At 73.5% G+C, this 20977-nt stretch carries 12 protein-coding genes and 1 pseudogene; 3 read left to right on the plus strand and 10 right to left on the minus strand.

The features are described from left to right. Positions 1-247 precede the first annotated feature (247 nt). The 6 genes from ACWD12_RS06830 to ACWD12_RS06855 form a co-directional block, all read right to left on the minus strand. Positions 248-4882, minus strand: a complete 4635-nt coding sequence (locus ACWD12_RS06830) for a hypothetical protein (RefSeq protein WP_450098645.1) — start codon at positions 4880-4882, stop codon at positions 248-250. A 189-nt stretch (positions 4883-5071) separates the two neighbouring features. After that, a complete protein-coding gene (locus ACWD12_RS06835) occupies positions 5072-6001 on the minus strand; it encodes a hypothetical protein (RefSeq protein ID WP_450098646.1) in 930 nt (309 codons plus the stop codon). After that, positions 5998-7587 carry a hypothetical protein gene (locus ACWD12_RS06840; protein ID WP_450098763.1) on the minus strand — a complete coding sequence of 530 codons (1590 nt, stop codon included), beginning with the start codon at positions 7585-7587 and terminating at the stop codon, positions 5998-6000. The genes ACWD12_RS06835 and ACWD12_RS06840 overlap by 4 nt, the downstream gene beginning before the upstream one ends. Positions 7588-7945: 358 nt before the next feature. Continuing rightward, positions 7946-9382 (minus strand): HEAT repeat domain-containing protein, encoded by a 1437-nt coding sequence (locus ACWD12_RS06845; protein WP_450098647.1) that lies wholly within the window; start codon positions 9380-9382, stop codon positions 7946-7948. A 139-nt stretch (positions 9383-9521) separates the two neighbouring features. Beyond that, on the minus strand, positions 9522-10028 hold the full coding sequence (locus ACWD12_RS06850) for a hypothetical protein (RefSeq protein WP_358354613.1): 507 nt from the start codon (positions 10026-10028) through the stop codon (positions 9522-9524). A gap of 95 nt (positions 10029-10123) precedes the next feature. Further along, positions 10124-10354 carry a hypothetical protein gene (locus tag ACWD12_RS06855; RefSeq protein WP_450098648.1) on the minus strand — a complete coding sequence of 77 codons (231 nt, stop codon included), beginning with the start codon at positions 10352-10354 and terminating at the stop codon, positions 10124-10126. A 645-nt stretch (positions 10355-10999) separates the two neighbouring features. Between ACWD12_RS06855 and ACWD12_RS06860 the strand changes: the two genes are divergently transcribed. Further along, positions 11000-12142 carry a hypothetical protein gene (locus ACWD12_RS06860; protein ID WP_450098649.1) on the plus strand — a complete coding sequence of 381 codons (1143 nt, stop codon included), beginning with the start codon at positions 11000-11002 and terminating at the stop codon, positions 12140-12142. Between the two features lie 155 nt (positions 12143-12297). On the opposite strand, the gene ACWD12_RS06865 is transcribed toward ACWD12_RS06860, so the two are convergent. Further along, a complete protein-coding gene (locus ACWD12_RS06865) occupies positions 12298-14190 on the minus strand; it encodes a penicillin-binding transpeptidase domain-containing protein (protein WP_450098650.1) in 1893 nt (630 codons plus the stop codon). A gap of 364 nt (positions 14191-14554) precedes the next feature. On the opposite strand from ACWD12_RS06865, the gene ACWD12_RS06870 reads away from it, so the two are divergent. Next, positions 14555-14839, plus strand: a complete 285-nt coding sequence (locus ACWD12_RS06870; protein WP_358354603.1) for a WhiB family transcriptional regulator — start codon at positions 14555-14557, stop codon at positions 14837-14839. A 169-nt stretch (positions 14840-15008) separates the two neighbouring features. Here ACWD12_RS06870 and ACWD12_RS06875 read toward each other — a convergent pair whose 3' ends face one another. The 3 genes from ACWD12_RS06875 to ACWD12_RS06885 form a co-directional block, all read right to left on the minus strand. Next, the gene (locus ACWD12_RS06875; protein WP_450098651.1) at positions 15009-15662 is read right to left on the minus strand and encodes a phosphoribosyltransferase family protein; all 654 of its coding nucleotides are present in this window, start codon (positions 15660-15662) and stop codon (positions 15009-15011) included. Between the two features lie 62 nt (positions 15663-15724). Beyond that, a complete protein-coding gene (locus tag ACWD12_RS06880) occupies positions 15725-17632 on the minus strand; it encodes a vWA domain-containing protein (RefSeq protein ID WP_450098652.1) in 1908 nt (635 codons plus the stop codon). A gap of 4 nt (positions 17633-17636) precedes the next feature. Then, positions 17637-18716, minus strand: coding sequence for an AAA family ATPase (locus ACWD12_RS06885; RefSeq protein ID WP_450098653.1), 1080 nt, complete (start codon positions 18714-18716; stop codon positions 17637-17639). A 398-nt stretch (positions 18717-19114) separates the two neighbouring features. Here ACWD12_RS06885 and ACWD12_RS06890 point away from each other — a divergent pair. Beyond that, a pseudogene (locus ACWD12_RS06890) lies at positions 19115-20098 on the plus strand (serine/threonine-protein kinase); the annotation flags it as partial. Between the last annotated feature and the right edge of the window lie 879 nt (positions 20099-20977).

Genomic DNA, 20977 nt, shown 5'->3' on the forward strand with positions numbered 1-20977 from the left:
ATGAACGGTGGCGCGGAGCCGGATGCGGTCGGGGCTCGGGCAGACCTTGCGCACCGTGCGTGGCGTGGTGCCGGTGCCGTCGGGAGCCAGGACGACCTTGATGTAGTGGATGTACTACACGGACTCGTTGCCGAGGTTGTTGGACGTCTCGATCCGCCTCACCCGCGGGACAGTCCCTCATTCCCTTGGAAGTCCCGTGTGTTTCAGGGCCCTTCGCCGACGGCCCACCTTCCTTTCCGTTCCCGGCCTACGGCACGCTGACGCCCGGCGTCTCCTTCGGGTGGGGTTGGGCCGGGATCGCTTCCCCCGTGGTCTCGGCCGGGGCGTCGGCGGGCTTGCGGAAGACGCGGGTGGCGTGGATCTGGCCCAGGCCCTCGGGGATCTCCGGGTCCGGCTGCGGGAGTCCGGGGCGCAGGTGCTCCTCGACGGAGATGTACTTGAGGCCGGCGCGCAGGTCGGCGTCGTTGCGCAGGCGTACGACCAGCGGGAATTCCGCGAGTGCCGTGGTGTCGAACAGGCCGGTGGTGTAGATGAGCTGCACGCCGAGGGCGTCGGCGACGGCGCGCTGCAGCTCCAGCAGGTAGGACGCGTTCGCGCGGCCGATCGGGTTGTCCAGGAAGAGCGTTCCCGCGTGGCGGTGCCGGGACCGGCCTCGATCGTTGCTGCGCAGGGCGGCCATCGTGCAGTACAGCGCAATGGCCGCGGTCAGGAGCTGGCCACCGGAGAAGACGTCGCCCATCTGCCCCACAGGCACCCGTTCGGCGCGCAGCACGGAGTCCGGCTTCAGGATCTCGACCTGCACGCCGCGCGGTTCGAGGCCCGCGTGCACACCGCGCAGCAGCAGGGTCATGCCGTCGCGGCGCACCGGGGCGGCATTGGGGCCGCGGCGCGCGGTACGGGTGGCCTCGTCGACGACCTCGCCGAGCCGCTCGGACAGGTGTGCCGCGTCGGGGTCGTCGAACCGGATGCGCAGGAACTCCTGCCCCGACCACTCCCCCAGTTCCTCCGGCAGCCGCGAAAGGCGCTGCGCCGCACGGAGGGTCGTCAGCGCCGCGTCGACCATGCCGCGCAGGCGGTCGACGATGCTGTCGCGGTTGCGTTCGATCTGGGCCAGTTCGTCGGTCAGTACGCGCAGCCGCGGCTCGAACGCGGCGGCCCAGGCGAGCGCGTGGTCCGGCAAGGCGGACAGCGGGAGTTCGCGGATCTGCTGGCGTGCGGGCATACGCACCTGCTCGAACCGGGTGGCACCGGCGTGCCGTACGACCGCCTCCGCGCGCTCGCGCACCTGCCCTTCGGCGGCCGACAGTTCGCCCGCCGCGGTACGCAGCGCGCGCCGGAAGGCGGTCGCCGCCTCGCGCGCTTCCGTCGCGGACCCCTCGAAGGGCGCCGCCGGTTCGTCGTCCGCGGACTGCTCGGCCGCCGGCAGCGTGTCGGTGAGCGAGACCGAGATCTCGGCGAAGACCGAGGCACCGGACTCCGCGTCGGACAGGGCGCGGACGAGCCGCGTGTGGGCGTCCCGTGCGGCCTCCACCTCCTCGCCGCACGTCGCGTGTTCCGCCGCGGCCTCGCGCAACAGCTCCTGGGCGTGCGCCGGATCGCGCGGTACGCGGTCCTCGGGCAGTTCGACGTGCGCGTCGCGGCCGTCGCCGGGCGCGTGCCGCTCGACCTCGCCGCGCAGGCGGCCGAGGAGTTCGTTGGCGGCGTCGGCCCGGCCTTCGAGGGTGCGTACCTGCTCCTCGGCGCGGGCACCGGCGGCGAGCCGCGAGGGCCCGTCGGCGCCGTCGGGGCCTTCGAGGAGTTCGGCGGCGTGTTTGCGCACGCGCGCGGACAGACGGTCCAACGCGGCTTGCGCGGCGGCCTGTTCGCTCTCCGCTCGGGCCTGCTCGGCACGCAGGTCGGCGCCGACGCCGACCTTGTCGTAGAGCACCGAGGCGGTCCGGTACGCCTCCCGCAGCGACGGCAGCGCCGCGGGCGGCTCCGACGACGCGGCCGGGTCGTCGCCCTCCGGCGCGCCGCTGATCTCGGCGCGTTCCTCCAGGAGCGCGCGAGTGGTCCGCCGCGCATCGTCGGCGGCCCGCTGGGCTTGGCGGCGGTCCTGGTCGGCGGCGCGGGCCAGCAGCAGGTTGGCCTCGGCGGCCCGCTCGTGCTCCCCGGTCTCCTGGTCGAGTTCGCGGATGCGGCGCGTCCAGCCCGCGCGTTCGCGGAGACGGAAGGCGAGGCCGGCGAGGGTGTCGGCGCGGCGGCGGGCGAGCTGGGCGGCGTCCATGCGGCGGTCGCGCCGGTCCACGGCCCGGGCGCGCACGGTCTCGGCCGTCGCGGCGGCGGCCTCGGCCGCGGATCCCGCGGCGCGCGCGGCGACCAGCGCCTCGGTGGCGGCTTCGACGGCCGTGGCGAGTTCACCCACGCGGCCGACCGGGCACGAGGCGCGCCACGCGGCGAGGCGGCCGGCGAGCGTACGGTCGCCGTCGAGGCGGGCGGCCCGCTCACGGATGGCGTCGTCGCGGTCGGTCGCCCGGCGGCGCAGCGCCGTGCGCTCGGTGTCGGCGGCGCGTTCGTCGTGCATGGCCGGGTTCGGCGGCACGAGGAACACCGCTTCGGCGGCCGGTGTTTCGGCGCGGGCGGCGAGGAGCGCGGCCGGCGTGCCGACCGCGACGGCGGACCGCGGCAGCAGTGCGGCTTCCGCCAACACCTCGCGCGCCCGCGCCATTTCGTGCGGTGCGGTGACGACGACACCGTCCACCAGGTCGGGGTGGGCGTCCAGGACGGACGCGTGGCGCCCCGGCGCCACGGACTGCGCGAGGTAGCGCCAGCCCGGCAGCGCGGGGATGCCGTGCTCGCCCAAGTACTCGACGGCGGCCAGGACATCCGGGCTGGGGGGCAGCAGACCGCCGTCGCCGAGCGCGGCGAGGATGCGGCTGTCCTCGGCGGCGTCGGTGCGCAGTTGGAAGAGCGCGCGCTCGCCGTCCGCGACCGCGTCGGCGAGTTGGCCGCCCAGGATGTCCGCGGCCCGGTCGAGCACCGCGGCCGGGCCGCCGGGGCCGTCGGCGTCCTGCCCGCTCGGGCCGGCTCCCGAGGAGCGACCCAATGACCTTTCCAGACCCAGCAGTTCGGCTACGCGCGGTTCGTCCAGGAGTTCCTGCGCGGAGGCCCGTACGCCCTGAAGGTCGTGCTCGGCCGCGCCCAGCTTGTCGGCTGCTCGTGCCGCGGCCAGTTGGGCGCGGCCGCGTTCGGATTCGGCGTCGCGTACGGTCGCCGCCGCCTGTTCGACGGCGGCGCGCGCCTCGCCCCACGCCGTCGCCGCGGACTTCTCCTCGGCGGCGGCGCGTTCGGCGGCTTCCGCCGGGTCGTCCTCCTCGGCGATCCAGCCCGCCTCGACGGCCTGGCCGAGTTCGCTGCCGACCTCGTTGAGCCGGGCGCGCAGGTGCACCGCCTCGCTGCGGGTGCGCTGCGACTCGGTCGCGGCCACGGTCGCGGCACGCTGGGCGGTCTCGCCCCGCTCCTGGAGTTCGGCGGCGCGCTGCTCCTCCTGGTCCGCGCGTTCCTCGGCGACGGCCGCCGCCGCGGTGAGGGCGCGGACCAGCGCCCCGGCCGCGGCCTGGCGGGCGGCGAGGGCCGGGGCCGCGTCGCGTTCGGCGGCCTGGATGGCGGCGGCGACGCGTTCCGCGCGGTCGACGGCGGAGCGCTGGCGCAGCACGGCCTCGGTGCCCAGCCACGCCGCGTGCATGCCGCGAGCCTCGGTCAACTCCCGCTTCAGGGAAGCCCCGTCGGCCTCCGCGGCGGCAAGCCGCATGGTCGCGTGCCGGTGGGTGATCTCGGCGGTGATGAGCGCGGTGTGCGCGCGGGAGCGCTGGGCGGCGTCGACGGATTCGGCCGCCGCGGCGACCCGGTCGGACAGGTCGGCGGCCCGGCTGCGCTCGCGGTCGGCGCGCAGCGCGAGTTGGCGGCCGAGCGCGCGGGCGTCCTCCTCGGCCGCGTGGTGTCCGGCGCGGACCCGGGCCCGCTGGTCGGACGCCTCGGCGAGGGCGTGCAGCAGTCCGGTCGCGCCCGCCACGAAGTCGCGCTCGGCCATGAGTTCGGCGCGTTGCGAGAGTTTGGCGGCGAACCCGTCGACGAGGTCGGCCAGCCCGTCGGTGTCGGCGGTGTCCGTGACCGCGCGCAGCAGCAGGTCCACGAAGTCCGCGTCGTTCTTGACCGCGAACAGGCCGGCCGCCTCGCCTTCGTCCGCGTTCATCTCACGCTGGTAGCGGAAGAGTTCGGGGTCGAGGCCCAGGTGGTTGAGGTGGTCGTTCCAGCGCTCGTGGATCTCCTCCCAGACGACGTCGACGTCCGGGTAGAGCTTGGCGGTCTCGGCGAGGGCGTCGCGGAAGCCGCGCATCGTGCGGCGGCGTCCGGCGGAGACGACCGGCAGGTCGTCCAGGGTCAGACCGGGACCGGGACGGAACGAGTACCACGCCTCGGCGAACTTGCGCGGGTCCGACGACACCTGGCGCCCGCGCCACTCGCTCACCTTGCCGACCACGACCAGTTCACCGGTGAGGGTGTGCTGCCACTCCAGCGCCACGTGGCCGCAGTCGTCGGCGAGCAGGAACTTGCGCAGGACGCCGGAACTGGCGCCGCCGAGCGTGTTGCGGTGGCCCGGCAGCATGACCGAGAAGATCAGCTTGAGCAGTACGGACTTGCCGCCGCCGTTCTCCAGGAACAGCACGCCCGCGGGTGCGGGGCGGCGCGGCGGGCCGACCGGCTCGCCCTCGAAGAGCTGGGCCTGCCGGGGCGCCGGGTCGGGCACCGGCTCGCCGACGCCGCGCAGGTCGAGCACGGTGTCGGCGTAGCGCGCACCCGCGGGCCCGATGGAGAACAGGCGGACGCGGGACAGCTCGTACATCGGTGGCGTTCTTCTCTCGGCTCGGCGGGGTCAGGACTGGGGGATCGTGGCGCCGGGTTGGAGGCGGCGGGATCGGACGGGAGGGCCGTACAACGGGGTCGGACGGGTCGGACGGGCAGTCGGGGAAGCCGGGCGGCAGCAGCACCGGCGGGTTGCCCGTGCGGTGCCCGCCGCGGACGTACGCGGCGCTCAGACGCCGTGGAACGGCAGCCCCGCCCCCGGGGCCAACTCGCCCGCGTCGTCGGACGGCGGAACCAGTGTCGCGCCGCCGTCCGACACCGGGACGACGCCCAGTTCGAGCAGCTCGCTCATCGCGGCGGTCCCGGCCATGTCCCGCACCTGGAGCTGGTAGCGCGCGGTCGTGCGGTATGTCCCGCCCGCCTCGTCGGACACACGTTGCAGGAACCCGGAGTCGACGAGGAACGCGACCGCCTTGCCGACGATCCCGATCGTCGACGCCGACAGCCTGCGCGCGTCCTTGGTGGCGCCCGTCGCGCTGCGCCGCGCGTACACGCGCCACGCGGCTTCCAGGCCGGGCGAGTCGACCGCCGGATCGATGTTCTCCCCCGCCTGCTCGGCGCGTTCCTCCAGGCGGCGGCAGGCCTGCCGCACGAAGGAGTCCACGCCGTGCACGCTGATGCGGCCGACGTACGAGTCCTCCGCCAGGTCGTCGGGGCGGGGGAACGCGAGGGCCGCTATGGCGAGATGCGCCAGCCCGTGCAGGAACCGGTCGGTGGACTCGGACGACGCGCGCCGCGCGTAGTCGCTCATCCGCACCGCGAAGACGGAGTCCTCGGCCGCGGTCACCGCCATTCCGGCGCGCGGCGACACCTCCAGTACGACGAGACCCAGGCCCGCGGCCACGGCGTCGCACAGTGACGCGAAGCGCGGGTCCTCGCGGTGGCGGCGGACCAGTTCGGCGTACTCCGCGTCGCGCGCCGGCAGCAGCTTCGGCTGGAGGCCGAACGCGACGAGGCGGGCCGCGTCGCTGACGTCGCCCGGCGTGATCGGGGCAGGCTGGGGCGGGCCCGCGTGCGGGACACCGGCGTGCCCCGCGGCGCCGGCCCCGACCCCGGCGAGGTGGCGGTCCTGGACGGGGAACCCGGTCGGCTCGGTCATGCGGTCCCCTGCCCGTCCTGCGATACGTCCATCAGGCTCATCACGTCCACGTCCACGCTCGCATCCATGTCCATCTCCGGGACGCCGTCGCCGCGTTCGCCCGGGCCCGCCCCCGACCCCGGGACCGTTCCCGGGCCGGCCTCCGGTTCCGCGGACAACAACGCGGTGCCCACGATGAGGTCGGCCCCGCCCACCTCCGGGTCGTCCAGCACCACGCCGTCGTCGATCGCCACGAGCAGCGACCGGTCCCCCTGCCGCAGCGCGGTGCCGACCGGGGGCGACGCGGCGTGGAAGGCCAGCAGCGCGACCAGGTACGGCAGGTCGGGGTCACCCGCGCGCGCCTCCGCGAGCAGCCCGGACAGCCGGCGCGGCGCGTCCGGCGGCAGATCCAGCAGCGCGGCGGCCGCGTCGTGCTGGGCCTCGCTGAAGCGGCTGTCGTCCGGGGTCGCGACAAGGTCCGGCTCGGGAATCTCGGCCCCGAGGTGTTCGCGCTCCAGGGGCGGCGTGAGCAGGAGCTCGGTCAGATCGTGCAGGCGTACCGCGACCGGGGTGCGCAGCCCGGTCCCGGACGCGAAGAAGCTGTCGGTGACCGAGCGGGCGTCGCCGACGCCCAGTTCGAGGACCGGGCGCAGGAGTTGGCCGTACAGATCGAGTCCGGGGCGCTGCGGGCGGGCGGAGAACGACTGCCGGTCCTGCTCCGCGCGGAACAGCGGCCCGGCCTCCATGAGTCGGGTCTGCAATTGCGTGTGGCGGCGGATGCAGTCCTGCACGATGTCGACCAACTCGGCGGCGCTGCGCTTGTGCTCGGGCTCCTCGGCCTCGTCGCGGGCCCGCCGGATGTTGGTGAGGATCGCGTTCTCGTGCCGGTAGCGCTCGGCGACATGGTCGAGCGCCTCGTCTATGAGGTCGGGTACGGCCTTGAGCCAGTCGACCGCGCGGACGTTGCGGCGGGTGGCCTCCAGGGCGCGGCGCAGCGTCTCGGCGTACTGCACCGTGCGGTAGCGGGCCTGTTCGGCGGCGAACCGCGCCTCGGCGAGGCGGCCGCGGCGGATCAGGTGTTCGAGTTTGACCTCGGCGGCGATCTGCGCGCTCGTGACGTCGGTGTCGAGCGCGCCGACGAGGACGTTGACCGCCTCGTCGGTGGCGCGCAGGAAGATGTCGCCGTTCGGGCCCGGCACTTCCTCGAGGAGCTTGAAGTCGTAGTCGCGCCGGACGTATCCGCCGCCTTGCGTCAGCGTCCCGTAGACCGCCCGGAAGCCCCGGTCGACGCTGCCGACGTTGATGAGGTTCTCCAACACCCAGCGGGCGACCCGCTCGTGCTCGGCCGCGCCGCGCTCGGGGGCCTGCGCGGCGACGCGCGGCCGGAGCCGGGCGACGACCTCCTCGTGATCGGCGCCCGTGTCGAAGTCCATGGTCACGGTGACCAGGTCGATGGCGGTGAGGCCGATCTCGGCCATCGCGTACACCGAGTACTCGCCCGCGAGATTGACCTTGCGCGCCTCCAGGTCGTGCAGCGGCGCGGTGCAGGCCAGCGCCTTCAGGCGGCGCGCGAGCCCGTCCTCGGTGACCCCGGAGCGGTACGGCACGGCCCCGGGGAGGTGCGGGGCGCTGTGCGGGGTGCCAAGAGGGGCAGCCTGGGCGGAAACGGTCACGGTCGACAAGAGTAGAGCGTCGGGGCGACAGTCCCGGCCGTGCCTCGCCGGTGTCGTGGGGAGCCGATTGCTCCGGTCGGACGCGGCCGGTCGAGGGGCCTTCGCGGGGCAACGCTACCCGATCGGGTGCGCCCGCCCGGGGGCCGTGGTCGCGGCGGGGGTCGACGTACCGTCGGCGCGGGATCGTCGCTCTGTCGTCACGGGGTCGTCGCCGGGTCGACGCGACGTCACCGCGGCGTCAGCGCTGGGAGTGTCGCGGCTTCGGCACGGCGTCGACACCGCGCCGTCGCGGTCACACGGCGGCCAGCCTCTGGCGTGCGGCCGCGCGTACGCCGTCGTCCTCGGCCGGATCGCGGGCGAGTGCGCGCAGTTGTTCGGGGACGCCGTCCACCCGCATGTCGGCCCGGTCCACGGCGAAGAGCCGGGTCTCGGCCTCGCAGTCCCACAGGCAGTCGACGGCGGTGGTGGCGGTGAAGTCGGGCTCTATGCGGGCGAGGGTGTCCACCGCCCGTGAGCGGAGTCCGGCACAGGGGCTGCCGCGGTAGACGTCGCGCACCGGGTCGAGCGCGTCGGCCAGGCCGAGTCTGCCCACGCCGTCGACGAGGTCGAGCAGCCGATAGCGGTCGCGGTCGGGACGACAGCGGCGCAGTGCGGCGATCAGGGCCGGTCCGTCGGTCTGTTCGCCCGCTCCGGCCAGTATCCGCACGGCAACCTCCCCCAGCGCGCCGTCGGCGCCGAGCCAGCCTCTGGCCCGGACCACGGCCTCACCGGTACGCAGCCCGCCGACCGCCTGCACGGCCGCCTGGCGTACCGGGACCGGTGAGTCGTCGGCCAGCGCGGTCTCGGCCAGGTCGAGCAGCGCGGGGTCGCCGACGTCGCCCAGGTAGCGCAATGCCGCTATCCGCGCACCGGCGGCGCCCGACCACGCGGTGGCAAGGATCAGGCCGCGGTGCTCCGCGGTCGCCACCGAGGCGAGGCGTCTGCCGCACACAAAACTGCGGCGCGGACTCGCGGCGGCCTCCGACAGCACCTGGTCGACGGTCGGCCGGGTGCCGGGGTCGGCGGGCTTGCCGCGCGACAGTTCCCAGCGCCACCAGTCCAGGTCGACCTTCTCGACGATGGACCGCATGCGCGGGTCCTGGAAGCCCCACACGCGCCAGGGGCGCATGCCGGAGCCCCGTCGTACGCAGTCGTACAACTCCTCGTCGTCGCCCCGTTCCAGGGCGAGGACGAGCATGCCGTGCAGAGCCATCGGGTCCGTGGCGCGCGTCAACTGCTCGACGGCGATGGTCCAGTCGCAGCCCTCGGCGGCGTAGCGGCGCAGCAGGGCGACGGCGTCGTCACGGCCGGCCCGGGCGAGGTCGCCCAGGACGGCCAGCGGCAGTGCGGTGCGCTCGGCGTCCTCGTCGGTCCAGTCCTCGTCGCACAGGAGGTGCGCGGCGAGGGTGTCGAGCGGGGCGTCGAGCCGGGCGTACAGGCGTGCGTAGTAGAGGGAGCGGGACTCCGTCGCCGGCACGGCGCGGGGATCTCGCAGAACACAGGAGTCCAGTGCGGCGACGACCTCGGCGCGCGCGGCGTCGCCGACGGCGGCGAACGCCCGGCGGGCGCCCTCCCCGTGGCCGCTGCGCAGCAGCGCGAGCAGGTCGCTCTGCGGCGGGTGGACCGCCGGGGCGGCCGCGGGATCGGCGGTCGCGGCCGCCTCGATCGCGGCTCGTGCCCGACTGGTCATGACTTGTTCCTGGCTGGATCGAACATGCCGCCAGCATCCGGGTCCCCGGATCAGGGGGCAACAGGATTTCACCCACATGAACGCCGGGTGGCCTGGAACGGACCGTTTTGCGGTCGTCGCCGGGCCGGGCCGTGCGGGTTCAGGCCTGCCGCGGAAAGCTGATCCGAGGCCGGTGCCGCCGTACTGCCCGGTAGTCCTCGTCGGGCAGCGGGGTGAGCATACGGGCCGGGACGTACGCCTCCTGCGCGCAGGTCCGCGTCTGCACCTCGCCGGCGTGCGCGACGGCGCCCCAGACGGGCCAGCTCACGCGGGCCCGCCAGGTGCCGTCGCCGTACTGGTGCCAGCTCACCAGCGTGACGTCGAGGTGCTGGCCGTCGGGCAGCCGCAGCCGCACGCGCGGGGGGCGCGTACGGCGGTGCGGACGTGCCAGGTCGGGTGTGCTGCGCAGGTCGGCCGGGATCCCGGGGGCGGCGAGTGCCGCGTCGGTCGGCTCCGACGCCGGAGCGGGAACCCGCGCCTCGGGGGGCGCGGGGTCGTCGCTCCGGGCGGGGCGCACAGTGGTCGCGGCGTGGACGGATGCGGGGGAAGCGGCGTGCCCGACACGACGTGCCGTACCGGCGCCGGCCCCGGTCTTGGTGCTGGTCACGGGGCACATTGTGGAACGCGGACACCGCCGTGCCGGGGCACCTTCACGGCCCGGTCATGCCAACCACCCGTGTGGCGCAAGCCGCGTGGACCGCGCTACGAGACGACGCGCAGGTCCGGCGGGCCGCCCACGGGCAGGCCGAGCATGATCGCCAGGTCCTCGGCCAGCTGGGCCGCCTGAGCGAGCGTCAGACGCTCGATGGTCCACTCCTCGGTCGGCCGCCCCTCGGCGTCCGTGTGCGGCCCGAACCGCAGCTCGACGGGACGCTCGGCGTCCGTGGACCGCAGCACGGGGACACGGGCCACCAGAGTCACGTTGTTCGACATGCGGTTACTCCGATCGTCGGGGCTCGTCGAGCCCGAGAGACTTATCGACACACATCGACACCTGCCCCCCACCTCTTGAGCCCCCGCCAAGGTGACCTCCCCCACATCACGCCGCAACTGGACAGACATCAGGCCGACACAGCAGGGCAGCGGACAAGAAACGGCAGGCGCGACAAACGCCCAATTGCGTAGGCGCTTCGACAGGCCCGACCGGCTGATCCGGCACCCTCCTCCCCTGCCGCACACGACAACGCGCCGCGGGGGAGGAGCGGAGCAGTGGGGTCGGAGTCGACGTAGGGCGGCTGAGCAAGGTCGAGACTGTGGGGTGCTTTGACGGCGGCGCCTCCACGGGACCGCGCACTTGCTCCCATTCCCGTCCCGCCTGCCTCTCGGAAGCGGATTGACGCCTGCCGCACAACAACGCGGCAACTGCGGCAGGGAGGCGGCTGTGATGTTTCGACGGCACGAGACCAGATGCTCCGCACTCGTTCCTGCTCCTGCGCCGCTTCCGGCATCTGCCGTCTCGGGGGCGGATCCGACCGCGGGGGCGCGGGAACGGGCGTGGGGCAACTGTCTCGTCGGTTTGTGGCGGCGGGGTGGTTGGGGGGCGGGGGGTATGGCTACGTGGGTGAAGCGGGTACCACCATGGAAAGCGATGGTTCGGCGGCGGGACGGGGCGCGGCCGGGCGCTGGTGGTGCCGGGAGGGTGTCAGCGTGATGGAGGCGTGCGAACCGCTCGTACCGGACGCCGCCGAGCGTCTGCTGGATCTCGCCGTCACGCACCCTGATCCCGCGACGCGGGCGGATCTGCTCGCGATCCTGGTCTGCGTCGCGCTGCCGGAGCAGTTGCGGCCCCGGCTCTCGGTGACGCTGATGGACGCGCTGTCGGTGGCCGACGCGGATCTGTTCCCCGATCTGGTGCGCACCGCCGCGGGCAGCGACAACCCCGCCGTGGTGATGTGGGTGCGCGCGTTCGCCGCGACGCCGGGGCCGCGGCGGCCCGCCGCGCTGGAGGCGCTGGTCGACGCCGGCGACCGCGACGTCGGGATCGAGTTGCAGCACCTGATGCGCTCGCCGGAGGCCGGCGACCGCGTCGTCGCGGTGCGCCTGCTCGCCCGGTGGCGGCGGCGCGGCGGGGCGGGGGTGGATGGCGAGGACGGAGGCACGGGGCCGCCCCCGGAGGTGGCGGTCGCCAACGGGCATCTTGCCGTCGTCGACACAGCCGACCTGGCCGCGGATCCGGCGCCCGCGGACGACGCGTGGCGGCCGACGTACCACGGGATCCTGCGTGTGGTGGGCTCGCGGTGGTTCGAGCTGATGCAGCGTCACCCACCCATCCACGCAACGTCGTTGCCGCCCGAACGGCTCGGACCGCTGCTGGTGGACCGGCTGTTGGACAGTGCGGTCGCGGTGTCGGACGTCGCGGCGGTGAACGGGTCGGGGCACCCGCGTACGGTCGAACTCCGCGAGTGGCCCTCCGAGATGCCGTCCGAGACCGCGGTACGCCTCGCGCGCGAACTGAACGGCGCCTATCTGCCGGACCGCACCGGGCTGTTCCGCCGCTACCGCCTGGCCCGCCGCGGCGAAGGGCCGGATCTGGCGGTGTCCGCCCAGACGTTGGCCGAACTGGCGGGTGTCGGGCCGCCGGTGGTCGCGGTCAACGAGATGCTGGGCCCGCTGCTGTCGCACGACCCGAACGAGAGTGCGGACGCCGCCTCGTTCCTGCGTACCGCCCTGGAACAGGCCGCCGCAGCCCGGACGCACGGGGCGTACCACGCCGATCACTGACCACCGGCCCGCGCGGGAACGGCGCGGTTGGCGCCGAAAGCCCGCGGCCCCGGGGCACCGAGGTGATCTCGATGCGCCGGGGCCGCACGGTTGGCTACTTCTGTTGACGTGTCGTCAGGTCGCCTCTCGGCGGACCCGACGGTCGAGCGGCGGGATCAGACCGCGCTCAGGAAGGCCTTGACGATCGGGCCCGCCGCCTTGCCGCCGGACTCGCCCTTCTCGACGATCACCGCGACCGCGATGTCGCCCTTGAAGGCGATCATCCAGCCGTTGGTGAGCACCTGGCCGCCCTCGCTGAACTCGGCGGTACCGGTCTTGGCGCCCTCGGCGACGCCCTTCAGCGACTCCGCGGTGCCGCCCGCCACCACGCTCTGCATGAGCGCGCGCAGTTGGCCGGCGATGGCCGGGTCCACCGGCTTGCTCGCGGCACGGGCCGGCGGGGCCGGGTCGGTGACGATCACCGGCTGGTTGAAGGTCCCGGACTCGACGGTCGCCGCGACCGAGGCCATGACGAGCGGACTCGCCTGCACCTTGCCCTGGCCGATCATCGACGCGGCCTTCTCGTTCTTGCTGGCCGCCGGGGGCACCGAACCGTCGAACGTGGTGGTGCCGACGTCCCACTGCTGGCCGACGCCGAAGACATCGCTCGCGACCTTGGTGAGGGTGTCGTCCTGCAGGCGGTCCGACTGCGCGATGAAGCCGGTGTTGCACGACTGCATGAAGTCGGCGCCGAACGTGGCGTCCGGGATCGGCTTGAGGTCGTCGTAGTTCTTGAACGTCTGGCCGTTGACGACCAGCGTGTTCTCGCAGGGCGCCTTGTCGGTCGGCTTCAGACCCGACTGCAGCAGCGCGGCGGCGGTGACGGTCTTGAACGTCGAGCCGGGCGCGTACCGGCCGTTGAAGGCGCTGTTGTTGCCGTTGGCCGGGTTGTTGGCCGCCGCCAGGATGCCGCCCGTCTTGGTGTCGATCGCCACGATCGAGGCGTTCTTGTCCGACGCGGCCATGACCTTCTCGGCCTCGGTCTGCATCTTCTGGTCGAGGGTGGTCTTGATCGGCGTGCCCGGCGTGCCGCCCTTCTCGTAGAGCGTCGCGACCTCGGCACCGCTGCCGTTCTTGACCGTCACCTTGGTCGTCGGCGTCCCGCCCAGCTGCGCCTGGTAGCGGGCCTGGAGGCCGCTGGTGCCCACCTGGTCGCCCGCGCCGGCGTTCTCGTAGCCCGGCTTCTGCAGGATCTCGTCGGTGGCCTCGCCGACCTGGCCCACGATCTGCTTGGCGACGGTGGACGTCTGGAGGGTGATGTCCTTGATCACGATGGCCGGGCCGAACCGCTCCAGCTTCGGCTTCGCGATGCGGTCGAACTTGTCCTTGCTCAGGTTGACGACGAAGACCGCGTTCTCCGGGTTGGACTTGGCGACCTGGTCCTTGAGCTTGGGGATGTCCTTGTCGAAGACCGGGTCGGAGAGCGCGGCGTAAATGGCGTCGGCATTCGCGCCCATCTTGGACGGCCACAGCGAGATCGACACCGCCGGCATCGCGCCCGCGAGGTTGCCGCCGTTGCGGTCGAGGATCGACGCGCGGTCAGGGGTCTTGCGGACGTTCGAGAACTTCCAGCCCTCTTCGAACTGCGGGTGCAGGATCTTGGCCTCCCAGTGCACGACCGCCTTGCCGTCCTTGTTCACCACAGGGACCGCGGATTCGATCGTGAGGGGCTCCGGCACACCCGCGACGGTGAGCTTCGCGCTGTACGCGAGGCTGCCCGGCTTGTCGTCCTCGCCCTTGGTGTAGCCCTTCGCCGCGTACTCGCCCTGCCGCAGCTGCAACTGCTTGCGCGCGTCGTTGAGTGCGGCGGTCGCCTTGGCCGGATCGTCCGTGAGCGCGGCTGCCTTCGGGATGTCGTTCGCCTGCCAGGCGGCAAGGAATTCCTTCGCCGTCGCCTCCGACGTGTCCTTCTTGCCGCCGTCGTCGCTGCACCCGGTGAGCGCGAGCGCGACCACGACGGAAAGGGCCACCGGCACCGCCGAGGGAATCCGTCGCCTTGTCCTGCCCACTTACGCCTCCTGCTTAGCCGCCAACCGCCGGGTCCCCGGCCGTACGTGCCGCCACGCTACCCAACGCCCCCACGCACGGAAGCCCGGCGGTGGATTCGGGCCTCGGTTGTGACCGACCTGTAGATGTTCAAATCCTCTGGTACGACCAGTTCTCGGCGAACGCCTGCCCCGCGTGCGGACATGGACACGCATCGTCAGATCGGATGACGCGACGGGTGGCTCCTCATCCTCTCGCACGAAAACTGCTGCCGCACGGAAACCAATACGAGGGGATGCGCGTCGGATAGAGACATGGGGCCGTACGGCACAGGCCCAACGGACATCCGGTCGGGGAGTGCCGGTCGAGCAGGAGGAGAACGGGGCGATGGGGACCACGAGGATCGCCATTCCGACACCACCGCGGTACGGGTGGCAGGAGGACGCGTCCTGCCGGGGAATGGACGCGGCATTGTTCTTCGGCGACGACCAGGAGCGTCCCGGCGAACGCCGGGCCCGCGAACGCGTCGCGAAGAAGGTGTGCATCAGCTGCCCGGTGCGGCGGCTGTGCCTGGACCACGCGCTGACCGTGCCCGAGCGGCGCGGCGTGTGGGCCGGCATGGGGGAAACGGAGCGGGCGGCATTGCTGCGGGAACGCGAGCACGCCGCATAACCCGCGGACACCTGGGTGGTGTCGACGGGCAAGAGCGGTAACGCCGAACCGGGCGTCGCGGGGGCGGCCGGATGCCATCAGGACGCGACGCCGACCGGCCCCCTTCCGGCGGCGGAGCGTCCGCCGGGCGAACGAGCGTGCTGACAGTCGGCCGTCAGGCCGCCGACGGTCAGCCGGGCAGGTCGGCTTCCGCCACGAGGCCGCGCACACCCAGGCGTTCGCGTACGCGCGGCTCACACGCGTCGACGATCACCGCGACGCCGGCCCACTCGGCACCCGCCTCCGCGACCATGCGCCGCACGGCATTGGCCTGCGCGCCGGACTCGATCCACTCGTCCACGAGCAGCACGCGGTCCTGCGGGCCGAACAGGCGCCGCGGCGCCATCAACGTCAGACCCCCGTCCTGGTAGTCGGGGGGCGTCTGGGCGCGCAGCATCGGGTCGTCGCCGTCGCGCTGGCCCTCGCCCGCGATGCGGTACTCCTTGCGAACCTCCACAAAGCCGACGCCCAGGTGCAGCGCGGTGAGCGGCCCCAGCACGAGGCCGCGCGTCTCGATCCCGGCCACGACCGTCGGCCGACCGGGCGCGTCGACAGGGCGCGCGCCCTGCCCCGTCTGCCCTGCGTCTGTGTGCCCTGCGGCTGCCGCACCCGCGGCTTCCCCTGCCGCTTCCCCCGCGTGCAGCTCGGCGAGCGAGGGTCCGAGCATGCGCAGCAACTCGGGGTCGCGCCACCACCCCGACAGGTCCGCGAACTCGCCGACAGGCGTGTCGCGCCACGCGAACGTCTCCTGCAGTCGCCGGACGACTCGCTGACGGTCCGTCACACCCATACGCGGATAGCCCGCCCTTTCTTGCCCACCACCCGGACGACCGGCAAGGCTACCGGTCACACCACATGGAACACCGGCCCCCTCGGGGTGAAGGGCAGCCGCCCGCCGCGTGGCACCAGGAACGCGTGTTCGCGCCGCACGACCACCCGGTCGCAGTAGCCATCCGTGATCACCAGGATCGGCCCGTCCGCCGGGAAGTCCTCGGCGCGCTGAAGCAGGTCGACACCCGGTTGCAGCACCGTCCCGCCGCGGCCGCGGACCCGTACGCTCCCCGCGATGTCCTCCACCGCCATGTACCCGGCGTCATAGGCCGCCGCGTCGCAGAACACCACACGGGCGCGCGGCACGTCTCGCGCACTCGCGTACGACGCGATCGCCCCCAATGCCTTGCCCAGCAACTCGGGGTCCATCGACCCCGACGTGTCCAGCACCACGCCGAACGTGCACTGCTCCACGGCCTCCTCGGGGAGGTGGCGGCCCGGACGCGGGATGTCCGGGGTGGCCGCCTGGCGACGCGAGGCACGCGCGTACGAGCGGCGGTACTCGGGCGCGCGCACGTGCTCGTCGAACCACCGGGCCAGCTTGGCGTCCCAGGCCAACGGCGGGTGTTCGAGCGCCCGGATCTCCTCGATCAGTCCCGCGGGCACCAGTCCCCGCGATGTGTCGTGGTACGCCAGTCCGGTCGACAGCGCGCGCCGGTAGAAGGCGTCCAGGTCGACCGCGTCGCGCCGCCCCGCACCGCGCTCCCAGGGCGCCGGCGGCGTGTTCTTGCGCTCCCGGTGCCGCGTGCCGCGGCGGTCGGCCGACTGCGGGTCGCACAGCCAGTCCCCCAGCACGTCGCCGGTCTTGCCGCCGTGCGTACGTCCCCCGACCGTGCGCAGTTTGCGGGCGCGCCGCAGGTCGGTGGCGAGCGTGTCGTACACCGCCTCCGCTGACAGGCCGCTCAACTGCGGGTCGTAGAGCAGCCCTTCGGGCATGTCCCCGACACCCATCTGGACCAGCCAGTCGTTGATGACGAAGTCGCAGGCGATGTTGAACAGTTCCGGGTCGCGGCCCTCGACGCGCCGGTCGTGGCCGAGCGCGGCGTGCAGCATCTCGTGGGCCAGCACGAACCGCCACTCCTGCCGCGTGAGGTCGGCATGCGGATTGACGTAGATCTCCCCCGCGCTCGCGCTGACCGCCGCAATGGAGATGTCCCAGGCCCGCGCCACCGCAGGGTCGTCGACGATCGTCAAGCCCGCGGCGAGCGCCCCCAGCAGCGGGTATGCCGACACGAACCAGTTGAGCGCGATGTCCCACGGCCCTTGAGACGCTTTGCGCCGCACTCCCCCGGCCTGCGAGTTCGCCTGGGCCATGGCGTCCTGCGCGGCATTTGCCAGACTGCGCGCGAACGACGCCGTCCAGTCGTAGTCCCACGGCTCGCACGTGGCGTCGTAGCCGCGCGGCGCGGGCAGATGGTCGAAGCACGGTCGCCCACCGTTCGCGCCGAGGCCGCGCAGCTCTGGCGGGATCCCGGTCTCCGCCCAGCGTTCGGCAAGCGCGGTCTCGTCGCCATTGGGCAGCGGCGGCTGGTGCACAAGAGGTACGCCGACGCGTACCGCCTCCTGGGCGAACCGTTCGACCGCGACACAGCACGCGACCGAGTACGCCTCGGGCACCCGCCCGCCCGGCACCGTACCGGCCTCGCGCAAGCGGTCCGGCGCGGCATGGCCGAGCCCGAGGTGCAGCAGCAGATGGGTGAACACCCAGGCCCATTCCTCGGGTCGGCCGTCCTGGTAGGAGTTGACCTGGATGCCGCCGCGCGAGTCGATGCGCGCCCAGGCGACCGGCGGCCCGTCCTTGGCGTCACGCACGTATACGCCCCGTGCGAGCCCTTTCAGCGCCCAGTTGTCCGCGGCAAGCTGCCAGCCGGCGTCCCGGGTGCGGAGGCGGCGTGCCGCGCGCTCTTGTGCGGGCCTGGACACGCCGTCACTTCCCCGCGCGGGCCGCGACCAGACGGGGCATGTCCTTGGCCGCGTCGACGAGGAACCAGCCGGGCAGCCGGGAGTTGCCGTGTTCGTCGTCGGCGATCACCAACTGGGCGATCTCCAACGAGATCTCGGCCAGCTCGACGAGCAGGGCCTTGGCCCGGAACGCGAACTGCCGCACGGCGGGCGACGCGTGCCGCTTGTCGGCCGGGAGGTCCTTGGCCATGCGGGCGCGGAACGTCTCGGCCAGGAAGTACAGCAGGTCGCGGTCCGCCGGGGCGGCCGGCCAGCGGGCGTCGCCCTTGAGGATCGCGTCCAGGCCATAGGCGTTGCGCACGGTCTTGAGGTACGCGAGGAACCCGGCGGCGTGCGTGGCCGTCAGGGTCCCGTGCGCCAGCAGTGCCACGATCTCGGTGCCGTGCGGGCCCGAGACGGCGTCGCCATACGACGCGAGGGTGTCGGACAGCATGTGCCAGCTACGCGGCGTGGAGAACGGCTCCTCGCTCTTGGGCGGCGGGCTCCACAGGTGGTCAGGACGCTGCGTCAGGTATTCGACGATCCACGGGTGGATGCCCGCGTGCACCGCCCACGTCAGCCAGTCGGCGGCGGACGCGCGCAGATGCACGTGGACGAGGCGGTTCGCGAGGGCGGACGACATGGGACGCGCGAGCGCGTTGTCGGTCGCCCGGTTGCCCGCGCCGACGACGACCGACCCGTCGGGCAGTTCGTACATGCCTATGCGCCGGTCGAGGATCAGGCTGTAGAAGGCCTTCTGCACATCGGGGGACGCCGCGTTGAGCTCGTCGAGGAAGAGGCAGTACGGCTCGTCGCGGGCGATCTGCTCGGGCGGGCAGAAGCGGCTGCGCCCGTCGACGATCTGCGGTACGCCGATCAGGTCCTCCGGGGCGAGCTGCGTGCCGAGGAGCGACACGCACTCGAGGCCGAGTCCCTCGGCGAACTGCCGGATCATCGCGGACTTTCCGATGCCGGGCGCACCCCACAGGAACACCGGCCGCACGACGGCCACATGGAGCAGCACCTCGGGCAGCGCGGCGGGTGTCACGGTCACGGAAGACTGCACAAATGGTCCTTTGACAGGTGGGAGAAGGGGTCGGCACCCGATCGGCCTCGGCCGACGGCGTTCGGCGGCATTCGGGCGAACATCCGTGCGACGCCGAGGAGAAGCGGAGCACGGAGAACCGGTGGGAAGCGAACGGAACCGGACGGCACGCGGAGGCCCGGGACATGGCCTCCGCACGGATGCGCACAGGGCGGGTGACCGCGTCCAGGGTGGCGGGAGGGCCCGTACGATGTCACCCGGTTTTGCGCGCCGGGCCGCAGATGCCGCTTGAACCGTTGACCTTCCTCTAACGTGTGTCACAGACGACTGATCACCTCCGGGGAGGCCCCTCGGAGCGGCCGTCCACCTCGAACCGGCCGCGCAGGCCAGAACGACCAGGTACTAGGAGAACGCCCTCGATGACGATGGTGCGGCTGCGGCGGCAGGACCCGCGCGTCGTCGGGTCGTACCGGCTGCTGCGCAGGCTCGGCGCGGGCGGCATGGGCGTCGTGTACCTGGGCACCGACCGGCACGGCAAGAAGGTCGCGCTCAAGCTGATCCGGCCGGAGCTGGCCAACAACCCTGAGTTCCGGTCCCGTTTCGCGCGCGAGGTGGCCGCGGCGGCGCGCGTACGCGGCAACCGCACGGCCCCGCTGGTGGACGCGGACCCGGAGGCGGCCCGGCCGTGGCTGGCGACCGCGTACGTCCCCGGCCCGTCGCTGCAGCGCCGGGTGGGTGAACGCGGACCGCTCGGCTGCGTCGAACTGGCCCGTGTCGGCTCGGCGGTCGCCGACGGCCTGGTGTCGGTGCACGCGGCCGGCGTCGTGCACCGCGACGTGAAGCCGTCCAACATCCTGCTGTCCCCCGACGGCCCGCAGATCATCGACTTCGGCATCGCGTACGCCGACGGCGCCGGCACGCTGACCCATACGGGTACGGCCGTCGGCTCCCCCGGCTTCCTGGCACCCGAACAAGTGCGCGGGCAACCGGTCACCCCGGCCACCGACGTGTTCGCCCTGGGGGTCACCCTCGCCTATGCCGGGCGCGGGAGTTCGCCCTTCGGTTCGGGCCCGGTCGACGCGCTGCTGTACCGCGTCGTGCACGAAGAGCCCGACCTCGAGGGCGTCCCCGGCCCCGCGATGCCGCTGATCTCGGCGTGCCTCGCGAAGGATCCGCTCATGCGGCCCAGCGCGGAGGAGGTACGCGACCGACTCGCCGTGCTGGCGCGCCGTCAGGCGGAGGCCGCCGGCGACTCCGGGCCGCGCTCCGGCTCGGTGCGCACCGGCGGCGTGAAGTCCTCCGGGCCGGGCCCCGGTTCGGGCGGCTACCCGGCACAGGGCTCGGCCCCGGGCGGCGGCCAGGGTGCGAAGGCCGGTCCCGGACCCAAGTCGGGGGCGGGACCGAAGTCGGGTGCGGGGCACAAGTCCGGATCGAAGGCGCCCGGCGTCGCGGGTATCGCCGCGGCGCTCGCGGCCTCGACGGGTCCGGGGGCGAACTCGGGACCCGGTGCCGGGCAGGGTGCCGGTTCGCAGGCGCACGGAGGCGGCGGCGATTCCGACCCCGACACGGGCCGGAACCGCGCCCCGGGGCGTCCCGGGGCACCCCGGGGTACCTCATCCCCCGGACCGCGCTCGCGAGGCGGCTCGACGTCCGGTGCGCGGCCGTCCGCCCAACGGCGCCGCCGCCGCGTCCTGATGCACCAGGCCATCGTGTTCGTGATCGTCACCGCCGTCGTCGCGCTCGCGATTGCCGCCTTCCAGGGCGCCGACGGCGACTCCGGGTCCCCGCGGCCCGCGGACAACCCGCTGCCGACCGAGACCGTGGGCGCCCTTGCCCCGGCGGCCACCGCACCGGCCGCCGACTGGGCGAATCGCACGTACGCCGACCCGACGGCCGGCGGGGCGTCGCTGACCCTCATCAACGGGTCGGCGACGGTGGGCGCGGACCGCGTCGACCTCTCCGAGACCGTCCCGGCGACCTTCGTCGGCGAGCCGGCCGTCGTCGTCGTCCTGACCCGCACGCCGGGCGCGGGCGGTCCGGTGACCCAGTTCGTCGAGTTGTTCCGCTTCGACGGCGGAGTCCCGGTGCCGCTCGGCGTGAAGGCCGTGCAGACGGATCCGCGCGCGACCGCCACGAAGTGGACCGTCGAGCCGGGGGCGATCCTGCGCACCGTCACGATCCCCGGCGAGGCCGACGTCGTGAGCCGCTACGCCGTACGCCCCGACGGCACTCTGAGCTGAGCGCCGCCAACCAGCGCCGACGGGCGCTCGCCCGGCGCTGCC

This window comes from Streptodolium elevatio, from assembly GCF_053592165.1.

Coding starts and splice junctions, on each gene's coding strand:
- ACWD12_RS06830 (WP_450098645.1), bottom strand. CDS start 4,882: ATGTACGAGCTGTCCCGCGTCCGCCTGTTCTCCATCGGGCCCGCGGGT.
- ACWD12_RS06835 (WP_450098646.1), bottom strand. CDS start 6,001: ATGACCGAGCCGACCGGGTTCCCCGTCCAGGACCGCCACCTCGCCGGG.
- ACWD12_RS06845 (WP_450098647.1), bottom strand. CDS start 9,382: ATGACCAGTCGGGCACGAGCCGCGATCGAGGCGGCCGCGACCGCCGAT.
- ACWD12_RS06855 (WP_450098648.1), bottom strand. CDS start 10,354: ATGTCGAACAACGTGACTCTGGTGGCCCGTGTCCCCGTGCTGCGGTCC.
- ACWD12_RS06860 (WP_450098649.1), top strand. CDS start 11,000: ATGGAAAGCGATGGTTCGGCGGCGGGACGGGGCGCGGCCGGGCGCTGG.
- ACWD12_RS06870 (WP_358354603.1), top strand. CDS start 14,555: ATGGGGACCACGAGGATCGCCATTCCGACACCACCGCGGTACGGGTGG.